Below are 21,117 nucleotides of genomic sequence, written 5' to 3'. Positions count from 1 at the left end.
CCTGAAGGGGAGGGGCTCAGTTCGGGTCGACTCCATGTCATCCCGTTCTGGGGTAGGCGCCCCGGACAGGCTTCGACTTCGCTCAGGCTGAACGGGGGTTAGCCCGATCCCACAAAGAAAAACCGCCCGCCTCCCCTTGGAGAAACGGACGGTCGCAGGTCAGGCTTGCGGCCGGGGCCCGAAGGCCCCGACCGACTCGCCCGGATCAGAAGGTGCCGCGAAGCGCGAACGAGAAGCGGCGGTCGTTGACGATGTACGAGCGCGGCGCGGTCGCGGTCGAACCGCTGATATAGGCCTGCTCGGTCTTGATGACCTGATTGGCCAGGTTCACGCCCTGCACGCCGATCTTCAGATACTTGTTCAGGTTGATGAACGCCGAGGCGTCCAACTGCCCGCCCGCATCCTGATAGATGGAAGTGTAGGGGAAGATCACGTCCGCCGGGGTCAGCAGATATTTGGACCGCCAGTTATACGCCGCACGCAGCGAGACCGGACCCTTTTCGTAGAACAGCGCCGCATTGACCGTATGCTTCGACAGACCCTCGAGCGGGATGTTGCCCGGCTTGATGTTCGAGGTATTCGCCGGCGCGCCACCGTTCAGGAACGAGTTGGGCAGGCCCGAGCTGTCGATATAGGTATAGCTGCCGCTGGCGCCGAAGCCGCTGAGCAGACCCGGCAGGAAGTCGAAGGTCTGCTGATAGGCGGCCTCGAAGCCCTTGATCTTGCCGGTGCCCTCATAGTTGGCGGGACCACGGACCAGCACCGACTGCGTCACGCCATTGCTGGTGATCGTGCGGTTGGTCAGCGACTGGTAGAAGAAGTCCTTCACCGACTTGTAGAAGACGTCCACCGACAACTGACCGACGCGGGCGAAATACCATTCGACCGTCGCGTCGAACTGCCAAGCGGTCGCGGGCTTCAGATAGGGATTGCCCGCCGTCGCCGTGATCTGGCCGCTATTGGTGTCGAAACCGAGCTGCAGGAAGTTGCGGATATTCGCGAAATCCGGACGGGTCATGACCTTCGACGCCGCCAGACGCAGTACCACGTCACGGCCGATGCCAAACTTCAGGTTCATGCTGGGCAGCCAGTAGTGATACTGGCTACGCGCCGTGTCGGGCACCGTGATGCCGGTCGAGAATTGCTGGATGGCGTTATACCCGGCCTGGCCAAGCTGACAGATACCGGCGGGGACCGCGACCAGCGGCACGCCGTTCTGCAACACGGGCTGACCATTTTGCGTCACCGGCTGCGGGGCGCAGCGGGTGGCGAACGGATCGGTCGTGCCGGTCTGCTGCTGGGTCGGAGCGCCGATCGAGCCCGCCGAGGTGACGTCGGTCAGGACATAGCGGACACCGATATTGCCGCTCATCCGCACATCGCCGAACAGATTGCCCGGCGTCGCGAAGTTGAACTGCGCATAGGCATTCTTGTCCTGCTGCGACACGTCCTGGATTTCGGAGGGCAGATAGGGCGTGCCCGCGACGACGCCAGCACGCTGCGCCAGCGGCGACCATGTCGTCGCGGTCGAGCCATTGGCCGACTTCCACAGATTGCCGATCGACTGGAGATAGGCCGCCGACTGCTGGTAGTTCCCGGTCATATCGCCGGTATAGTAATAGGCAGACGGAGCGCCGTTGGTCGCGCCACGGAAGAAGTTCGGGAAGGTGTAAAGCTCGGTCTGACCCGGCGCCTGCGCGAACGAGACCGGGTTGGTGCCCGACCACACTTCCGACAGCGCACCCCAGTTATAGGTGGTGTAGCGCACCTGCGACGAGCGGTCCGCATAGCGCGCACCGAACTTGGCATGGGTCAGGAAGCTGCCATCGTCGAACTTATAGTCGACATCCGCCTTGAACGCGTATTCGCGGCCCTTGCTCTCTTCGAGATGGTCCATCGCCGCGCGCCAGAACTGGACGTTCCGGTTGGCGAAATAATCCGCGTCGCTCTGCTGGTTCAGGGTCGGGTTGGGCGTCGCCCAGCTTGCCTGCAACGTCGACGGCTTGTGCGGGGTCACGATCGGCAGGCTGCCGGTCAGGTCCAGCTCGGAATCGGCGAAGGTCGAGCCGAAGACGCGCAGATCGGTGCTGGTCTTGGTGGCGCGGGTATAGTCGCCGTCCAGGTTGATCGACAGGTGATCGTTGAGCTCGGTCTTCAGGTTGACGCCGAAATCGGTGACGGTGTTCTCGTCCCGCGTCATGCCGCGCGCGAGCGACTGCTGCGTACCGCCGGTCGGAATCCAGCAGGTCGCCTGGCCGCTGCACGATGCCCGGTAACCATTACCCGGCGCGGTGATGTAGCCCGACTGGAACAGGCCGTTCGCGTCGTAGACATAGTTCTTGGTCGTGCCGGTGGGGCACTGCGCGATCGTCGAGTTGGCAGGACCGGCGTTGTTCTGAACGCAACCCACCGGATAGGTGTTGTATTCCGACAGATCGGGCGCGGTCTCGAAGGTCCGCTCCGAGGTGTTGTTGATTGTATGGGTGCGCAGGAACTGCGCGGTCAGGACGGTGCGCTCGTCGGTGCTCTGCCACTGCCCCGCCAGCGCGATACCGTCACGCTTGCGATCAAATTCCTGCGTCGCGAACTGACCGCCGATCGGAGCGTAACGCAGCGATGCAGGATCGAGGAAACCGTCCGCGCCGGGCGTGCTGGCCGCGCCGCATTCGAAACCGGTCGCGCCGCCGACGGGCAGCGTGGTCTGGTCGACCGTGCCGGGCAGCGGGTTGCGGCAATTCTGCGCCGTGGTCGAATTGGCCGCCAGCGCCAGGACGTTGTCGCGGGTCTGGATGTTGGTGATTCGGATGCTGTCCGCGCGGCTGCGGACGCGCGAATAGGAGATGTTGCCGAGCAGGCCGAAGCGACCGATGCCGGTGTCCCAGGTGTCGCTAAGCAGCAGCGAGCCGGTCGGGGACCACTTCTTCTTGAAGTCGCCGTAATTGGCCTCCGCCGTGAAGCCGGCATGGAAACCCTTGTTGTCGAAGGGCTTGCGCGTGTTCAGGTTGACCGTACCGGCCAGACCGCCCTCGATCAGTTCGGCGGTGGCGTTCTTGTACACCTCGACCGAGCCGAGCAGTTCGGCGGGCACGTCGGAGAAGTTGATCGCCTGGCCGCCGATACCGGCCGAGAAGGTGTCGCGGCCGTTGAATTCCGAACGGACGAAGGTCAGGCCGCGCACCGCGACGCCCGAGCCTTCGACCGAGAAGTGGTCGGGATCGTTGGCGGCGGCGAAGCGGCTGATCGACACGCCGGGCACACGCTGCAACGCTTCGGTCACCGAACGGTCGGGCAGCGCGCCGATGTCGGACGCGGTGATCGCGTCGACGACGGTGTCGGAGTTGCGCTTGATCGTCTGCGCGTTCGCCAGGCTCTGGCGGATGCCGGTGACGACGACTTCCTTCTCGTCGACGGCTTCATCGCCCGCGGGCGGCTGGGACCCGGGGGCCTCGACGCTGGCGCTGGTGCGCGGGGTGGACGAACCGGCCGTACCCTGGCCCGCGACCGCACCGGTCGGCGAGGTCGTGCTCTGATCCGGATCGGTCGTCGTCTGCTGGTCGGCGGTCTGCGCCATGACGGGCGTGCTGAGCGCCGCGATGCACAGGGCACCGGCGGACGCACCGATCATAAGCCGATGAAAACGATTGGCAGTGACAGTGAGAGGCGCAACGCTGCGCATATGGTCATCCCCCCCTTTTTGCGCGCCCCTTTGGCGTCGCCCGTTAGGTCGAGATCATGCCTATCGACACGATCTTCGGACTCGTGATTGCGCTACCAGCAACATTTCGACAAGATGCTTAACTTATAAACGTCCGATCCGGTCGGAGGTGCGACATTCCTGCAACGCTTCCTTCTTGGTGGATTGCGGCGGCGGGGAAGGCGCGGCATGAAATGACGAAACGGCCCGGTCTTTCACGGGTCAGGAGGGGGAGCGAAGGGTGACGCAGGAACGGGTGCGGGTCGTCATCGTGGGCGGCGGCACGGCCGGATGGATGGCGGGCGCCGCTCTGGCGCGTCTCCTTTCGGGACAGTGCACCGTCCGACTAATCGAGTCGGAGGCGATCGGAGTCGTCGGGGTCGGCGAGGCCACCCTGCCCCATATTCGCGCCTTCAACGAACGACTTGGCATTCCCGAGGCCGAATTCATGGCGCGCACCCGCGCGACCTTCAAACTGGGAATCGAGTTTCGCGACTGGGGCCGGATCGGCGACAGCTATATCCATCCGTTCGGGACGTTCGGGCGGGGCAGCGGCGCGATCGACTTCCATCATTATTGGACGCGCCTGGCACGCGAGGGGCATGAACTGCCGCCGCTGGACGCGCTGTCCTATGCCTGCACCCTCGCGCGGGAGGCACGGTTCGATCACCCGATTCGCGATGCGGGAACGCTATCGTCGACCTTCGGCTATGCCTATCAGTTCGATGCGCTGCTCTTCGCCCCCTATCTGCGCGGGCTGGCCGAGGAAGCGGGCGCGGTGCGGACCGAGGGGATGGTCGTCGATGTCGAGCGGGACGGCGAAACCGGCCTGATCCGCGCGGTCGTCCTGGCGAACGGAGAGCGGGTCGAGGGCGACCTGTTCATCGACTGCTCGGGCTTCCGCTCGCTGCTGCTCGGCCAGACGCTAGACGAGCCGTTCGAGGACTGGTCGAAATGGCTGCCGACCGACCGGGCCGTGGCGATGCCGTGCCGGACCGAGACCGCCGTGACCCCCTATACCAGCGCGATCGCCATGCCCGCCGGATGGCGCTGGCGCATCCCGCTCCAGCATCGGACCGGCAATGGCTATGTCTATGCCAGCGACTTCATCGCCGATGCCGACGCCGCCCGTGCGCTGGAGGAGGCGGTGGAGGGCGAGAAGCTGGCCGAGCCGCGCCTGCTGCGCTTCAAGGCGGGGCGACGGCGGCGGAGCTGGGTCGGCAATTGCGTTGCGATCGGGCTGGCCAGCGGATTCCTCGAACCGCTCGAATCGACCAGCATCTATCTGGTGCAGCAGGCGATCACCGCGCTGATCGAGCTGTTCCCGGACAAGCAGGCCAGCGCCTCCGACCGTGACGAGTTCAACCGGATCATCGATCTGGAATATGATCGCATCCGCGACTTCCTGATCCTCCATTATCACGCGACGACGCGCGACGATTCCCCCTTCTGGAACTACGTCCGGACGATGGAGATCCCCGACAGCCTCGGCGAAAAGCTGGACCTGTGGCGCAGGCGGGCGCGCGTCGTGAAATATCGCGAGGGCGTCTTCCTGGATGCGAGCTGGATCGCGGTCTATCTGGGCCAGGGCATCGTGCCGGAGGGATGGGACCCGCGCGCCGATGTCGCGGGCACCGCCGATCTGCTGCGCGCGGTCGGCGATCTGCGGTCCGAGATCGCCAGCGAAGTCGCCATGCGCCCCGATCATCGCGGCTTTCTGGAACGCTATTGCCCGATGGTCGCCGCGGCATGACCGGCGCGGGACCGATCCGGAACGTGCTGGTCGTCGGTGGCGGCCTCACCGCCTGGTGCGCCGCCGCCGCGCTGAAGCGTCGGGCGCCGTTCCTCGACGTGACCCTGCTGGCGACACCGCTCGCGCCGGACGCGCTGGCGGATCGGATCGCCTGTACCCTGCCCTCCTTGGCGGGTTTTCAGGCCGATCTGGGCATCGGCGTGGATGACGGCGTGACGCGGACGGGAGCGGGCTATCGGCTGGGCACGCGCTTCATCGGATGGGCGGAGGGGCTGCCCGATTATGTCCATGCCTATGGCCCCTATGGCCATGCCATCGGTCCGGCGGCGTTCCATCTCCATTGGGTTCGCGCGGTGCGTGACGGCGTGGCGCGCCCCTTCGACAGCTATTCCCCCGCCGCCCGGATCGCACGCGAAGGGCGTTTCGCCCCGCCCGCGCCGGGCAGCATCTTCGGCGCGCACGACTTCGGCCTGACCCTCGACCTCGATCGTCACATGGCGATGATCCGCGCCTTCGCCCGCCATGTCGGGGTGCGGGAGGTGACGGGCACGGTCGCCGGGGTTCGGCTGGACGAGCGGGGGCATATCGACGCGATTGCCACCGGCGACGGCCGGACACTGACCGCCGACCTGTTCCTCGACGCCAGCGGTCCGGCGGCGGCGCTGCGCAGCGCGATCGATGACGATCGGCAGGACTGGAGCGCGTGGCTGCCCTGCGACCGCGTCCTGCTCGGCACGCGGGCGTCGGGCGAGGGCGCGCCGGTTCTGACCGACGTGACCGCCCATGCGGCGGGCTGGTGTTGGTCGAGCGGCGAGCAGGTGGGGCTGTCCTATGCGAGCGCCCATCTTTCCGACGCCGACGCCGCCGCGATGCTGTCGCGCGACGGAACGGTGGTCGAGGCGCCCATCGTCATCCGTCCCGGCACGCGCCCCCAGCCCTGGCGCGGCAACTGCATCGCGATCGGCGACGCCGCCACGCAGGTCGAGCCGCTGGAATGGTGCAACCTGCATCTGGCGCTGAGCGCGATCGACCGGTTGATCGCGATGCTGCCCGACCGCGCCATGGCCCCGGTCGAGGCCGCCGACTTCAACCGCCAGACGCTGGCCGAGGCGGAGCGGGTGCGCGATTTCCTGGCCGCGCACTACCGCACCGCGCACCGTCCCGAGCCGATGTGGCAGGCGATTGCACGCGCCGAACCGCCCGCCAGCCTCGCCCACACCCTGTCCCAATTCGCCGAGCGCGGTCGCCTGCCCTTCTATGAGGAAGAAACCTTCGCGCGCGATGGCTGGGCCGCGATGCTGCTGGGTCAGGGGTTCCTGCCGCGGCGGGTCGATCCGCTGGTCCATGGCGTTCCTCCGCACGAGGTGCAGGCGGTCATGACCCGCCTGTCCGACGCCATCGCCGCCGCCCTTCCCCAGATTCCCGCCCATGCCGAATGGCGCGCGGGCCAGATGAGACGCCTCGCCCGATGAGCATGTCGCCCCCCCATGACCATAGCATCCGCCGCGTCGTCATCGTCGGTGGCGGCACCGCTGGCTGGATGGCCGCCGCCGCCTTCGCCCGGTTGCTGAACAACGGCTATACCCAGGTGACGTTGATCGAGTCCGAGGAGATCGGAACGGTCGGCGTCGGCGAGGCGACGATCCCGCCGATCATCACCTTCAACCAGATGCTGGGCCTGGACGAGAACGACTTTCTCGCCGCGACCGGCGGCACGTTCAAGCTGGGCATCGAGTTCGTAGACTGGGGCGACAAGGGCGAGCGCTATTTCCACCCCTTCGGCCGGTTCGGCCAGGATTTGCAGGGGGTGCATTTCCATCAGCTCTGGCTGCGCGAGCGGAGCCGCCACGCGATCCCGGGCATCGCCGACTGGTCGATGAGCGCGGTGGCCGCGCGGACCGGACGTTTCGGGCGGGCCAAGGCCGATGCGCGCTCGCCGATCCGCGAGTTGTTCTACGCCTTTCACTTCGACGCGTCGCTCTATGCCCGCTATCTGCGCGGCTATGCCGAGCGCGGCGGCGTTACCCGGATCGAGGGGCGGATCGACGCAGTGAACCTGCGGCCCGAGGACGGTTATGTCGAGGCGGTGACGCTGTCCGATGGGCGGCGGATCGAGGGCGATCTGTTCATCGACTGCTCGGGCTTTCGCGGGCTGTTGATCGAGGAAGCGCTAAAGACCGGCTATGAAAGCTACGCCCATTGGCTGCCCTGCGACCGGGCGGTCGCGGCGCCCTGTGCCCTGCCCGATCCGCGCGAACCCGATCCCTTCACCCGCGCCACCGCGCGCGACGCAGGGTGGCAATGGCGCATCCCGCTCCAGCATCGGATGGGCAACGGCCTGGTCTATTGCAGCGAATTCCTCGACGACGAGACCGCGCGCGCGCAACTGGTCGGCAGCCTGGAGGGCGAGTTGCTGGGCGATCCGCGCCAGTTGCGCTTCACGGCGGGGCGGCGGCGGCAAAGCTGGAACCGCAATGTCGTGGCGCTCGGCCTGTCGAGCGGTTTCCTGGAACCGCTCGAGTCGACCAGCATCCATCTGGTGCAGGCGGCGATCCAGCGACTGGTCGCGCTGTTCCCCGACACGCGCTTCGATCCCGGCGAGCGGGACGAGTTCAACCGCCAGATGCACGATTTGTACGAGGATGTGCGCGACTTCATCATCCTCCACTATAAGGCGACGCGGCGCGCCGACACGCCCTTCTGGAACCGGGTGCGCACCATGGAGGTGCCCGACAGCCTGTCGCGCAAGATGGCGCTGTGGGCGGGTAAGGGGCGGCTGTTCCGCGAAGGCTATGACCTGTTCGCCAATCCGAGCTGGGTCGCGGTCTGCCTGGGTCAGGGGCTGGTCCCGCAAAGCTGGGAGCCCGCCGCCGATGCGCTGGATGAAAATCTGGTGGCACAGGCGCTGGAACAGATGCGCGGAGGCTATGCCGATGTGGCGGCGCGCCTGCCCAGCCATGGCGACTTTCTGCGGATGACCGCGCCGTCGCCACTGGCCCCCGGACTGGCGGCGGCCGGTGCGACTGACGGCGGTTTCGACTTCACTCGAACCACGCCCGGTTCGGCGGGGCGGCTGCTGTGAAGCGGATCGTTCTGCCCCTGCTCGCGCTCACCGGGATCGGCGCGAGCGATGCGCCGGGGCCGCATGTCAGTCAGATCGGCTTCCGCCCCGACACCGCCAAGCGCGCGATCATCGCGGCCAGCGGCTCGACCCCGCTTCCCTGGCAGTTGCTGGACGAGGCAGGTCGCGTCGTCGCGGAAGGGCACACCACCTATTTCGGTCCGGATGCGGCGTCGGGAGACAAGGTCCACCGGATCGATTTCGCCAGCTATACCCAGTCCGGCACCTATCGCCTCCGGGTCGATGGCCGGGTCAGCCACCCCTTCGTGATCGATGCGGGCATCTATCGCCCGCTCGCCCGCGCATCGCTGAACTTCTTCTACCAGCAGCGCGCCGGGGTCCCGATCGACGCGCGCTTCGCCGGCAGCCCGCAATGGGCGCGCGCGGCGGGGCATGTGAAAGAGGTCGTGACCTGCTTCAAGGGCCCCGACCTTGCCGGGACCAATTGGCCGGGCTGCCCCTATACGCTCGACGTCACCGGCGGCTGGTATGATGCGGGCGACCAGGGCAAATATGTCGTCAATGGCGGTATCGCCCTGTGGATGCTGCAAAATCTCTATGAGGTCGATGCGGGCTCGCCCCCCTTTCCCGATGGCAGCGCGGCCCTGCCCGAGGCGGGGAACGGGATCGACGACCTGCTGGACGAAGCGCGGTGGGAGATGCGTTTCCTGCTGGCGATGCAGGTGCCCGACGGGCAGACACTGGCGCTGCCGGTCGGGCGGCAGGGGCGCGGGCCTTACACGCTGACCGATGTCGATGCCGGGGGTATGGCGCATCACAAGATCGCCGACCGCAACTGGACCAAGCTGCCCACCGCGCCCGCCGACGACCGCGAAGAACGGCTGCTCTATCCGCCCAGCACGGCGGCGACGCTGAACCTCGCCGCCACCGCTGCGCAATGCGCGCGCATCTGGCGCGACGTGGACAAGGGCTTCGCCAAACGCTGCTTGGTCGCGGCGGGCAAGGCCTATCAGGCGGCGCTGCGCAACCCGGCCGTCTATGCCGCACAGGCCTTCAATGGCAGCGGCGGCTATGGCGACAACGACCTGACCGACGAGCTTTATTGGGCGACCGCCGAACTCTATGCCGCCACCGGCATGCCCGAACTGGCCGAGGCGCTGCACCGCAACCCGCTTCACGCCGCCGCCCTGACGGCGGAGCCGAGCTGGGGCGGGACCGCCGCGCTGGGCACGATCACGCTCGCCACCGCGACCGGCGTGCCGTCATCCGAGCGGGCGGCGGCGCGCGCCAAGCTCATCGCGCTGGCCGACCGGTTCCTGGAGGAGGAAGCCCGCTCGGGCTATCATATTCCCTATGCCTCGACCGCCTATCAATGGGGGTCGAACAGCGGGCTGCTGGGCCGGGGCATGATCCTGGCCCTCGCGGCGCGCTTCACCGGCGAGCGGCGCTACCGCGACGCGGAGGTCGACGCGATGGACTATGTGCTGGGCCGCAACCCGCTCGACCAAAGCTATGTCAGCGGCTTCGGGTGGAAGCCGATGCGGAACCCGCATCACCGTTTCTGGGCGCATCAGTTCGATGCGAAGACGCCCGGCCCGCCCCCCGGCGTGCTAAGCGGCGGCGCCAACAGCACCAGCTTTCCCGAGCCGGCCTCCGCGCCGATGAAGGGGCATTGCGTGGGCCAACGCTGCTGGATCGATGACGCGCGCGCCTATGCGCATAACGAGGTCGCGATCAATTGGAACGCGCCGCTGGTCTGGGTCGCGAGCGATCTGGCGATGCCGCCCAGACCATGACTTTTTCTCGATATTTTCGGAGGGGACCACAATCCATGGATCGTCGTAATTTCATGAAGTCCGGCATGGCGATGGGCGGTGCCGCGCTCGCCACCGGTGGCGGCACGCTGGCCGCCACCCGCGCGGCCGCCGCGACCGCATCGGACCTGAGCTTTCCCAAGGATTTCCTGTGGGGTTGCGCTACCGCCTCCTACCAGATCGAGGGCGCGGTGAAGGAGGATGGGCGCGGCCAGACCAACTGGGACGTCTTCTCGCACACGCCGGGCAGAATCGCGAACGACGACAATGGCGACGTCGCGTGCGACAGCTATCATCGCTATAACGAAGACATCGCGCTGCTGAAGAATCTCGGCGTGAAGGCCTATCGCATGTCGATCGCCTGGTCGCGCATCTTCCCCGAGGGTCGCGGCAAGCCCAACCAGAAGGGCCTCGATTATTATAACCGCGTGATCGACGGCCTGCTCGCGGCGGGCATCCAGCCCAATGTCACCATGTTCCACTGGGACCTGCCGCAGGCGCTGCCCGGCGGCTGGCAGAATCGCGACACGGCCAAGGCCTTTGCCGACTATGCGGGCTTCATGGCGGGCAAGCTGTCCGACCGCGTCCACCGGTTCATGACGGTCAACGAACTGCGCTGCTTCACCGATCTGGGCCATATGGTCGGCATCCACGCGCCGGGCCTGAAGCTGCCCCAGGGTCAGGTGAACCAGGTCCGGCACCATGGCGTGCTCGCCCACGGCCTGGGCGTCCAGGCGATCCGCGCCCATGCCAAGGCGGGAACCGAGGTCGGCATCGCGGACAATGCCAGCATCTTCGTCCCCGTCATCGAAACGCCCGAGCATATCGAGGCGACGAAGAAGGCGATGCGCGACGAGAACGCCATGTTCCTGACCGCCGTCATGGAAGGCAAATATATCGACAGCTATCTCGCGGCCGCCGGGGCCGACGCGCCCAAGGTGCAGGCGGGCGACATGGCCGCGATCGGCAGCCCGCTCGATTTCGTCGCGCTCAACATCTACACGCCCACCTTCGTCAAGGCGAACCCCGCCGATCCGCGCGGCTATACCCCCCTGCCCCATTTGAAGAATTCGCCGCGCATGGCCTCGCCCTGGCTCTATGTCGGCCCCGAGGCCGCCTATTGGGGCGTGCGTGCGGTTGCTGAGATGTGGAACCCCAAGGCGATCTACATCTCCGAGAACGGCACCTCGGCCGATGACGTGCTGAACGACAAGGGGCTGGTCGATGACGGCGACCGGATCATGTATCTGCGCAACTATCTGGGCCAGTTCCGCCGCGCCGCCGCCGAGGGATATCCGCTGAAGGGCTATTTCCTGTGGAGCCTGATGGACAATTTCGAATGGGCGGACGGCTATGGCCTGCGCTTCGGCCTGCACCATGTCGACTATACCACCCAGAAGCGCACCCCCAAGCTGAGTGCGCAATGGTATAAGGAACTCATCCGCCGCAACGCGCTGGTCTGATAGCGAAGCTTTGAAAATAAAAAAAGCCCGCCGGTCGTAGGAGCGGCGACTCTAAAAAATTATCATTAAATAAATTCTATTCCTTATTCATAATAAATAACATTTTTATAGCAGAAAACGACCCCCTTCTCACATATCATATCGGCATCGCGACTCGCGATACTGGGAGAGATAAGCCATGAAGACATTTATTGGAGCATTGCTTGTTGCTTCTTTTGGGGCTTCACCGATCATTGCACAGAGTGAACCCTGCCTCCAAACTTGCGATCGAGAATATTCGCGCAAGCTTTCCGACTGCTATCGCGGAACTGGTCCAGAAAGGGATCGCTGCGTTACAGAGGCGGCAATTGCGCGGGATTCCTGCGCACGCGGATGTCGCGGAGGCTGATTCAATCGGAAAGCGTGACGGGGAGCATTATCCCCGTCACGCTTTCCAAGCAATCATCCCTATTAGAACCGGAAGCGCACGCCCAGCCCATAGTACCGACCCTCGTCACGCACATCCCGCGGATAGGACAGGCCGTTGCCATAGCTGCGATAATTGTTGAACGGCTTGGCCAGCAGGTTGGCGGCGTCGAAGGCGATGGTGATCTCCTTCGTCAGGTTATAGTTGAACCCGAAATCGAGCCGTTGGATAGTGGTGGTGCCTTCGCCGTTATAGAAACCATCGCCGTTGATGAAATTGCCGTTCAGGAACGCATCGCGATTGTTGAACGACAGGCGCGTCGACACGTCGCCCTTTTCGTAGAACAAAGCGATATTGTACGTCCACTTCGACAGGTTGGTGATCGGCACGAACGGAGGTTCGGTGGTCCCGCCGTTCGAGGCGAACAGGTTGGCCGGATAACGCTGCTTGCCTTCCAAATAAGTGACGTTCGCCTGCACGCCGAAACCGCTCCACAGCCCCGGCAGGAAGTCGAAAAAGGTCTGGCCGCCGACTTCCACGCCCTTGATCCGACCCTTGCCCGCATTTTCCGGACGGCTGACTTCGATCAGGCCGTAAAAGGGATCGATGGTGCGATTGACGTAATTGCTGATGAAGCCATCGAGATCGCGATAGAATACCGCAGCCGTCAGAGATGCGGTCGGCGAGAAATAATATTCGACCGTCGCGTCATAGTTGGTCGAGGTCAACGGACGGAGGTCGGGGTTACCGCCGCTGCCATAAGCATTGGGCCGCGTGTTCAGGCCCGCCGGAAAGCGCGGGTCGAGCGGCTGGTCCGGAATGATCGCCTGGGTGTTCTGCGTGATGTTCAGTGCCGGATTCAGCTGGCCAAATTCGGGCTTGGTCCGGGTCTTGGTGATACCGAAGCGAATTTGCAGCTTGTCGTCGGGCCGGATACGCAGCGACGCGTTGGGCAGGATGTCGACATAATTGGCGCGGGTCGTCCGCACCTCGCTGCGGCGAACGCCGTCGAACTCCACGGTCGAGATGCCGCTATACTCGCCCACCGTGTTGACCACGCGGGTGCCGAGCATACCGTCGAACCGGACCGAGCCGATATTGAATTCATATTTGGCCTGCCCGTAAAAGGCATAGGTCTGTTCGGTCGCGTAGAAGGCGGCCAGCGGGTCGAGTTGGACTGTGGGCGAGGCGAAACGGTTCAGCGCGTCGCGATACCCCTGGTCGGCCGGATTGCCCGCCACCAGCCGCTGGAGCGCATCGAACGCATATTGGCGAAGCTGCGGCGCATTGCCCGCAATCCCGTCACGCGACGGCATCAGCCAGCTGGTGAAGCCCTGATTTCCGCGGAAGGCATTCTGGGTCAGCCCCAGATCGCCCGCCGGAACCTCCGACAGCGGGATCGCCAACTGCTCGGTATAGGCATAGCGGTTGCCGCGCTTCAGCGACGCATCGCGATCGGTCCAGCGGACGCCGAACTGCAATCTCGGCAGGAGCGACAGATCGGTCTCCAGGTCGAGGTCGGTGCGCCATTGCCACCCCTTGCCCTGTACGCGGTAGGTCGCTTCATAATAGCCGCGCCAGATGTAATTGGCCGGGTTCTTATTGTCGAAGCCGGGCAGATCGAACGACACGCCGTTGTCGACGAAGAAATCGACATTCGTCACCGGCGGCTTGGCGAAGGCCGTGTCGAAGCTCCATTCGTCGGAGCCATATTCCGACCGGGTATAGGCAAGGTCGGTGGACAGATGCGCGCGGCCGACATCCCATTTGGCGCCGCCCGCCGCCTGATAGGTGTTGGTGTAGCCCTTGGCGGTGCTGCGATACGCCTCGGGGCGATAGCCGCCGGTCTTGGTCAGGCTCTGAACCTGAAGCGGCTGGCCGGGACGCAGGACCACGTCGCTGAGCGTCGGATTGTTGTCGAGCAGCGGCACGCGGAACCAGTCGTTCGCGATCTCGCCGCGATAGCCCTGGTAGAGGAAGTCGTAATATAGTTCGAGATTGTGCGCGGGGCGCCACTGGACGCTGGCGTTGATCGCGGGGCGCCAGCGCTTACCGCTGTCATTATAGACGCCGACCGCCGTCGGTATCTGAAAGTCGCGGCCGACCGAGCTCGGCAGCACCGTCGTGCCCGCCGTCGGCGAGTTGGTGTTGCCCTCGCCCCAGCGCACCGCATTGCGATACTGCGCCTGGGTATAGGCGGCGTTGATGAGCCAGCCGATCTCACCGATCGCGGTGTCGGCGCGCTGGCTGATCAGGAGGTTGCCGAGCGGGTCGAACTTCTTCGACTGGTCGTTATAGGTACCGCGAACGCCGCCCGCGATGGTGAAGCCCTTTTCGAAATCGAAGGGGCGACGCGAACGGACATTGATCAGGCCCGCCAGACCCGGCTCCAGCAGATCGGCGGTGCCCGATTTATAGACCTCCAGCCCCGCCAGCGCGCCCGCTGGGAAATCCTGAAGGGCGGCGCGGCGGTTCTCCGCGGTGAAGATGTCGCGGCCGTTGAAGGTCGTCGCCACGTCGGGCAGGCCGCGCACCAGGACCTGGGTCACTTCGTCGCTATAGCGGCTGACCTGCACGCCGGTGACGCGCGCCAGCGACTCCGCCGCCGTATTGTCGGGCAACTTGCCGATATCCTGGGCGACGATCGCGTCGAGGATCGCGTCGGAATTGCGCTTGATCGCCTGCGCCGAACCCAGGCTGGCGCGATAGCCGGTGACGACGATGTCGCGCGGGTCGACGGCCTGTTCGTCCAGTCCCGTGGTCGAGGCCTGGACCGGGCTGCGGTCCGGAACCTCCTGAACATCCTGCTGGATTCCGACCTGTGTCTGCGTTTCGATCGGCGCGTTGGGATCGGCGGTCTGCGCCTTCTGGTCGGGCGCGGCGGTCTGCGCCATGGCGGGCGCGGCCAGAAGCGCCCATGGCGCAACCGACAGCAGCAGGACGTGATGCTTCATCGAATCTCCCCTCATACGGTCCGAACTTTCGGTACCGGTCGAAGCGATTTGTCTGACTATCCGACGCTCCGGTCAAGCTGGAGATGACGAAATAATGATAGACAATTCAGGTCGTGGATTTTGAGCAACACCAAGGCTTCAGCAGGCATCGTGATGTTAGCGCAAACATTGGCAAAATAACGTTTTTTGTCCGTCTTCTAGGCCGACTGGTGCATAGAATTTGCGCCGCTGTCTCTTGTCGGTCTTATAAACCGGGAGCAAACCGGATGCGAGAGCCGGAGCCCTCGCACCCTTGCCTCAGATCAAGACGGGACCGTTCGCGACCGGTCGTCCGAAATCGGGGGTGCCGTCGGCCCGATAGCCGAATCGCTGGACCCGCGTGTCGCGATTGGGGTCGTAGAGCGGATCGCCGGTGATCGGCTCGTAATCGCGGGCATGATAGACCAGCACGTCCTTGCCCGCCCGATCGACCGTGAAGCTGTTATGGCCGGGGCCGTAGATCCGCCGCGCGGCATCGGTGCGGAAGACCGGCTCGGGCGATTTGGTCCAGGCGGCGGGATCCATCAGATCGGCGTCGTCGCGCGCCATCAGCATCCCCATGCAATAACGCGCATCGGTCGCGCTGGCCGAATAAGTCATGAAGATGCAGCCGTTGCGGATCAGCGGCGCGGGGCCTTCCGCGACCTTGAACCCCTGTACCTCCCATGGCAGCGTCGGCACGGTCAGCCGCGCGGGCCGCGCCGCCAGCGTGGTCGGAGTGGCCAGCGGCGCCAGATACAGATTGGAATTGGTGTCGATCCCCGGCTCCTTCTGCGCCCAGGCCAGATAGCGGGTGCCGCGATGGACGAAGGTCGTGGAATCGAGTGTGAACGTGTCCCACGGCGTTTCCAGCTGCCCCAGCAGCGACCATTTCCCCGTCACCGGATCGGGGCCGTCGCATTGCAGGACATAGGTGCGGATGTGGAAGACGTCGCCGCCATCCCCCGCCGCGACATAGACATACCAGCGGCCATCGATCTGATGGATTTCGGGGGCCCAGATATGCCCGGCCATCCTGCCCGATGCGGGCCGCCGCCACAGCACCGTCTCCGGCGCGGTCGCCAGGCCGCCGATGGTCTTGGCGCGGCGCAGCACCACCCGGTCATATTCGGGGACCGACGCCATGAAGGTATAGAGGCCGTCCGCCTGAAGCGCGATCTGCGCATCGGCACGCTGCCGGATCAGCGGGTTCGTCACCCGCTCCGCGCCGGGGGCCGTCGCCCGACCCAGTGCCGGAATAGCGGCCAGCGCCGCGCCGCCCGCCACCAAAGCGCGACGGGTCATTACGAAGTCGGTCATGGCGTCTCCTTTTCAACCACGGGCCAGCCGCCCGCATCCCAGCGAAGCCGGGCGATCCGCAGCGTCGAGGCCCCCTTGGCCTCGGCGTCATAGGCATGATGAATGAGGTAATCGCGCCCGTCGCGATCGTGCAGCACGCCCGCATGGCCGGGCCCGCGAAACCGGTCGCGTCCTTCGGCATCGGCCCGCAACAGCACGGTTCCGCCGCCGTCACGCATCGCCCGTCCGCTCCGGTCGATATAGGGCCCGTCGATCGATCGCGCCCGACCGACGCGCAGGTGATAGCTGCTCTTCGTTCCCCGACAGCACAGGTCGAACGAGACGATCAGCCAGTACCAGCCGCCGTGATCGACGATGAAGGGCGCCTCGATCGCGTTGCCGCCGCCATCGCCCTCCCCCACTGCGCGGGCAGCGATCGTCACCGGGCGTGCGTCGGGTGCGGGCTTGCCGGTGCGGGGGTCGAGCCGGATCAACTGTATCCCGCCCCAGAAGCTGCCGAATGCCAGCCACTCGCCGCCCCGCCGATCGCGCGCGAAGGCCGGGTCGATCGCGTTGTAACCGTCGCCCTCGCGCGAGGCGATCACCAGCCCCTCGTCCCGCCAGCCATAGTCGGCGCGCGCCGGATCGAGCGTCGTCGCGGTCGCCAGACCGATGACCGAACGCTGCTTGCCGAAGGTCGAAACCGAGTAATAGAGCCGATAGCGCGCGCCGACGCGCGCTATGTCGGGAGCCCACATCTCCCGCGCGCCCGGGACCGCCGCGAGCGCCCAATCGGGAATGGCGGGCAGCGGCGAGGCCAGAGGCGTCCAGGATCGCAGATCGCGCGACATGCGCGCCACCAGCGGCTTCCTCGCGCGCTGTCCGGTCGAGTAGGAGTAATAGACATCGCCTTCGCGGATCAGAACGGGGTCGTGTGCGGGCACGATATCGCCGGACAATGGCCGATTGGTCGCGGCGGAGTGCAGCGCCTGTCCGCTCACCATCAGCGCGCCGGTCAAAAGCAGCACGCGCATGGCGCGCAAGCTCCATGATCGGCCCAAATGGCGCATGATCGGCGATCTCCCCCGTACGAATGATCTATCTTATTGGGATCGCGTTCATTCGATCCGATGCCATCTGATTATAGTCCGACATATGCCAAGGCAAGCGGCTTTGACAGGGATTGATCGCCTTCGCCTCTTGTCGATCGGGGGCCGACACGGCATCAAGCCGCCATGCGGATCGCGATCATCGATACCAGCAGCACGCGCGCCGCGATCATCTCCGATGGCCTGCGCGAGGCGGGGCTGACCGATCTGGTGGTGATCGACCCCGCCGGGCCGCTGGCCGCGCAGGTGGAGCGCGCCGCACCCGAGGTCGTGCTGATCAACCTGGAAAATCCCAGCCGCGACGTGCTGGAGGATTTCTTCGCCATGTCGCGCGCGCTGGATCGGCCCATCGCGATGTTCGTCGACCAGTCGGAGCCGGAATCGACCATGGCCGCCGTCGATGCGGGCGTATCGGCCTATGTCGTCGACGGCCTCGCCAAGCAGCGGATCAAGCCGATCCTCGACCTGGCCGTGCGCCGGTTCCAGGCCTTTTCGCGGCTCCAGACCGAACTGGCCGAAGCCAGGACCGCGCTGGCCGACCGGCAGGTGATCGACCGGGCCAAGGCGATCCTGATGCGCCGGCGCGGCGTCGACGAGCCCGCCGCCTATGCCCTGCTGCGCAGCCACGCCATGACCACCAACCGCCGCATCGCCGAGGTGGCGGAGGCGATCGTGACCAGCGAGCAGCTGATGGGAGATTTGCCATGAGCCTCGACCCGTTCCGCATCGGCTTCCTGCCGCTGGTCGACGCCGCCCTGCCTATCCTGGCGCACGAACTTGGCTTTGCCGAGGCTGAGGGGATCGCCATCGAGCTGGTCCGCGACGTGACCTGGGCGGCGGTGCGCGACCGGCTGCTTTATGGCCATACCGATGCCGCGCATCTGGTGGCGCCGCTCGCCATATCGACCGCGCTGGGGCGTGACCGTCCGGCGGTGCCGATGGCGGTGCCCTTCGTGCTGGGGCTGAACGGCAATGCCATCACCTTCTCGATCGCGCTGGGCGAGGCGGTCGGCCTGGGCGAGACTTTGGGCGATCCGGTCGCCATCGGTGCGGCGCTGAAGGCGGTGGCGGAGCAGCGGCGGGACGCGGGCAAGCCGCTGCGCTTCGGGGTGGTGCATCGCCATTCCAGCCACAATTACATGCTCCGCTACTGGCTGGCGGGCGTCGGCATCCGCCCGGACACGGATGTCGCGATCATCGTCACCAGCCCACCCTTCGCCGCCGATGCGCTGGCCGCCGGAGAGGTGGACGGCATCTGTGTCGGCGAGCCCTGGAACTCCATCGCGGTCGATCGCGGCGTCGGCCGGATCGCGCTCGCCACCGCGCAGATCTGGCGGCGCGGCGTCGAAAAGGTACTGGCGATGCGCGCCGACCGGGCGGAAGAGCGGCGCGACGGCGTCCTGTCGCTGATCCGCGGGCTCCATACGGCGGCGGCGCATTTCGTCGATCCCGAGACGGTCGAGCAGAGCGCAGCCATCCTGTCGCGCCCGCACTATCTGGACGCGCCGGTCGATGCGATCCTGCGCGCGATCACCGACCGCATCCGCGTGGTGCCGGGCGGCGAGCCGGTCCATTATCCGGACTTCATGTTCCAGTATCGCGAGGCGGCGAACTTCCCATGGCGCAGCCAGGCGGCCTGGCTCTATGCACAGATGGTGCGGTGGGAGGGCCCGGCCTTCTCGACCACCGACGCCGCGACCGCGCAAGGCGTGTTCCGCCCGGACCTGTACCGCGCCGCCCTGGCCGGATCGGGCGCGCCGCTGCCCGGTGCCAGCTCGAAGCTGGAGGGCGCGCTGGTCGAGCCGATCGGGGCGGGATCGACGCAAGGACGGCTGGTACTGGGCAGCGACCGGTTCTTCGACGGGCGCGCGTTCGATCCCGACGATATTCCGGGGTATTTGGCGGGCCTCCCCTGACCCCGTCGCCCCAGCGCAGGCTGGGGCCTTTTCGCGATTGGAGAACACCCCCGGCCAGAGATCCCAGCCTTCGCTGGGATGACGGAAAGCCCCACATTTTGCTGCAACAGCGAAAGGGACTTGCGCGGGGTCCGCGAATCAGGCAATTTTCGCTTCGTCCGGCAATGGAGTCGGACACGAGATAGCAGCGCAGGCCGTTCCAACGATGGGGCAGCGCGCTGGCGGAGGCGGGCTTTGCCCGTTCCCGCTTGGAGGCAACGAAGCCGCCAGGATGCGACCCGCAAGGGCACCGCGTCCTGGCGGCTTTTTTCGTTTTGGGCCCTGGGCCCATAGAGGCGGCACGATGGCGACGGCATTCTGGGACGACACCGAAAAGACAAAAGCCGATGACGGCGGCTTCTGGTCGAGCGGCCATACGCCGACCCTGATCGCGGCGTTCCTGTATTTCGACCTGGCCTTCATGGTCTGGGTGCTGTTGGGGCCCCTCGCCCCGCAAATCTCGGCCAGCCTGGGACTGACCCCGGCGGAGAAGGGCGTGATGGTCGCGGTGCCGACTCTGGCGGGTGCGGTCCTGCGTGTCGTCAACGGGCTGCTCGTCGACCGGATCGGGCCGAAGCGGGCGGGCGCGATCAGCCAGATCATCGTGATTGGGGGCCTCTTTTCCGCCTGGGTGCTGGGGGTGAACAGCTTTGGCGGCACGCTGGCGCTGGGCGTGATACTGGGCTTTGCAGGCGCGAGCTTCGCCATCGCATTGCCGCTCGCCAGCCGCTGGTATCCGCCCGAGCATCAGGGCAAGGCCATGGGCCTGGCGGGTATGGGCAATTCGGGTACGGTCCTCGCCGCGCTGTTCGCGCCCGCACTGGCCAAGCTGTTCGGCTGGAACGCGGTGCTGGGCCTCGCCTGCCTGCCGCTCACCCTGGTCTTCGTCGCCTATATGGCGATGGCCAAGGACGCACCGGGTGCCCCCGCCCCGCGCCGCTTGGTCGAATATCTCGCGCCGCTGAAACAGGCCGATGCCTGGTGGCTGATGGGCTTCTACGCCGTCACCTTCGGCGGGTTCGTGGGTCTCGCCGCCAGCCTGCCCATCTATTTCACCGATCGTTTCGGTCTGACCCCGGTGCAGGCGGGCTATGCCACCGCCGCCTGTGTCTTCGCCGGGTCGCTGGTCCGGCCGATGGGCGGCGCGCTGGCCGATGCGATCGGTGGGGTGAAGGCGCTGATGGCCGTCTTCGCCGCCGCCGCCGTCACGCTGACCGGCGTGGCGATGGTCGACGGGTTCGCCGCCTCGCTGGCGCTGTTCGTCCTGTCCATGCTGGCGCTGGGTGTCGGCAATGGTTCGGTGTTCCAACTGGTGCCGCAGCGCTTCGCCGCCGAGATCGGCGTGATGACCGGACTGGTCGGCATGGCGGGCGGCATCGGCGGCTTCTACCTCGCCTCGTCGCTGGGCATTGCCAAGCAGTGGACCGGCAGCTTCTCGGGCGGCTTCCTGATCTTCGCCGCCCTCGCCCTGGTGGCGCTGGCCGGGCTGACGCTGGTCAAGGGCCATTGGCGCCGCAGTTGGGGCGCAGCCGATGGCGTGCGGATCTGATGCTTTTCCTCTTGCCCGGAT

General features: G+C 66.0%; 12 protein-coding genes. 8 read left to right on the top strand and 4 right to left on the bottom strand.

The features are described from left to right. Positions 1–205: 205 nt before the first annotated feature. Positions 206–3,625: a TonB-dependent receptor gene (locus OXQ33_RS08070; RefSeq protein WP_267434166.1), complete on the bottom strand. Its 3,420-nt coding sequence runs from the start codon at positions 3,623–3,625 to the stop codon at positions 206–208. 310 nt (positions 3,626–3,935) lie between these two features. On the opposite strand from OXQ33_RS08070, the gene OXQ33_RS08065 reads away from it, so the two are divergent. The 5 genes from OXQ33_RS08065 to OXQ33_RS08045 are packed head-to-tail and all read left to right on the top strand — an operon-like array spanning position 3,936 to position 11,806. After that, positions 3,936–5,447 (top strand): tryptophan halogenase family protein, encoded by a 1,512-nt coding sequence (locus OXQ33_RS08065; RefSeq protein WP_267434165.1) that lies wholly within the window; start codon positions 3,936–3,938, stop codon positions 5,445–5,447. Next, positions 5,444–6,919, top strand: coding sequence for a tryptophan 7-halogenase (locus OXQ33_RS08060; protein WP_267434164.1), 1,476 nt, complete (start codon positions 5,444–5,446; stop codon positions 6,917–6,919). Before OXQ33_RS08065 ends, OXQ33_RS08060 begins: the two co-directional genes overlap by 4 nt. Further along, on the top strand, positions 6,916–8,529 hold the full coding sequence (locus OXQ33_RS08055) for a tryptophan halogenase family protein (RefSeq protein WP_267434163.1): 1,614 nt from the start codon (positions 6,916–6,918) through the stop codon (positions 8,527–8,529). The genes OXQ33_RS08060 and OXQ33_RS08055 overlap by 4 nt, the downstream gene beginning before the upstream one ends. Further along, positions 8,526–10,325, top strand: a complete 1,800-nt coding sequence (locus OXQ33_RS08050) for a glycoside hydrolase family 9 protein (RefSeq protein ID WP_267434162.1) — start codon at positions 8,526–8,528, stop codon at positions 10,323–10,325. The genes OXQ33_RS08055 and OXQ33_RS08050 overlap by 4 nt, the downstream gene beginning before the upstream one ends. Before the next feature lie 35 nt (positions 10,326–10,360). Continuing rightward, complete coding sequence (locus tag OXQ33_RS08045) at positions 10,361–11,806, top strand: GH1 family beta-glucosidase (RefSeq protein WP_267434161.1); 1,446 nt, start codon at positions 10,361–10,363, stop codon at positions 11,804–11,806. A gap of 450 nt (positions 11,807–12,256) precedes the next feature. On the opposite strand, the gene OXQ33_RS08040 is transcribed toward OXQ33_RS08045, so the two are convergent. The 3 genes from OXQ33_RS08040 to OXQ33_RS08030 all read right to left on the bottom strand — a co-directional run bounded on the left by OXQ33_RS08040 (position 12,257) and on the right by OXQ33_RS08030 (position 17,517). Continuing rightward, entirely contained in the window at positions 12,257–15,166 is a 2,910-nt protein-coding gene (locus tag OXQ33_RS08040) for a TonB-dependent receptor (protein WP_267434160.1), read from the bottom strand. A 297-nt stretch (positions 15,167–15,463) separates the two neighbouring features. Then, positions 15,464–16,504 carry a glycoside hydrolase family 43 protein gene (locus tag OXQ33_RS08035; RefSeq protein ID WP_346015347.1) on the bottom strand — a complete coding sequence of 347 codons (1,041 nt, stop codon included), beginning with the start codon at positions 16,502–16,504 and terminating at the stop codon, positions 15,464–15,466. Next, positions 16,501–17,517 carry an arabinan endo-1,5-alpha-L-arabinosidase gene (locus OXQ33_RS08030; RefSeq protein WP_267434159.1) on the bottom strand — a complete coding sequence of 339 codons (1,017 nt, stop codon included), beginning with the start codon at positions 17,515–17,517 and terminating at the stop codon, positions 16,501–16,503. The genes OXQ33_RS08035 and OXQ33_RS08030 overlap by 4 nt, the downstream gene beginning before the upstream one ends. 201 nt (positions 17,518–17,718) lie before the next feature. Here OXQ33_RS08030 and OXQ33_RS08025 point away from each other — a divergent pair, with 201 nt between their 5' ends. From OXQ33_RS08025 to OXQ33_RS08015, 3 genes are all read left to right on the top strand, one after another. Then, positions 17,719–18,300: an ANTAR domain-containing protein gene (locus OXQ33_RS08025; RefSeq protein ID WP_267434158.1), complete on the top strand. Its 582-nt coding sequence runs from the start codon at positions 17,719–17,721 to the stop codon at positions 18,298–18,300. Beyond that, the gene (locus OXQ33_RS08020; RefSeq protein ID WP_267434157.1) at positions 18,297–19,508 is read left to right on the top strand and encodes a CmpA/NrtA family ABC transporter substrate-binding protein; all 1,212 of its coding nucleotides are present in this window, start codon (positions 18,297–18,299) and stop codon (positions 19,506–19,508) included. Before OXQ33_RS08025 ends, OXQ33_RS08020 begins: the two co-directional genes overlap by 4 nt. A 343-nt stretch (positions 19,509–19,851) precedes the next feature. Continuing rightward, positions 19,852–21,096, top strand: coding sequence for a nitrate/nitrite transporter (locus OXQ33_RS08015; protein ID WP_267434156.1), 1,245 nt, complete (start codon positions 19,852–19,854; stop codon positions 21,094–21,096). Positions 21,097–21,117 lie beyond the last annotated feature (21 nt).

The sequence above is a fragment of the Sphingomonas sp. GM_Shp_1 genome, from assembly GCF_026540895.1.
Lineage (GTDB): Bacteria > Pseudomonadota > Alphaproteobacteria > Sphingomonadales > Sphingomonadaceae > Sphingomonas.
This window is presented reverse-complemented; position numbering and strand designations above follow the sequence as displayed.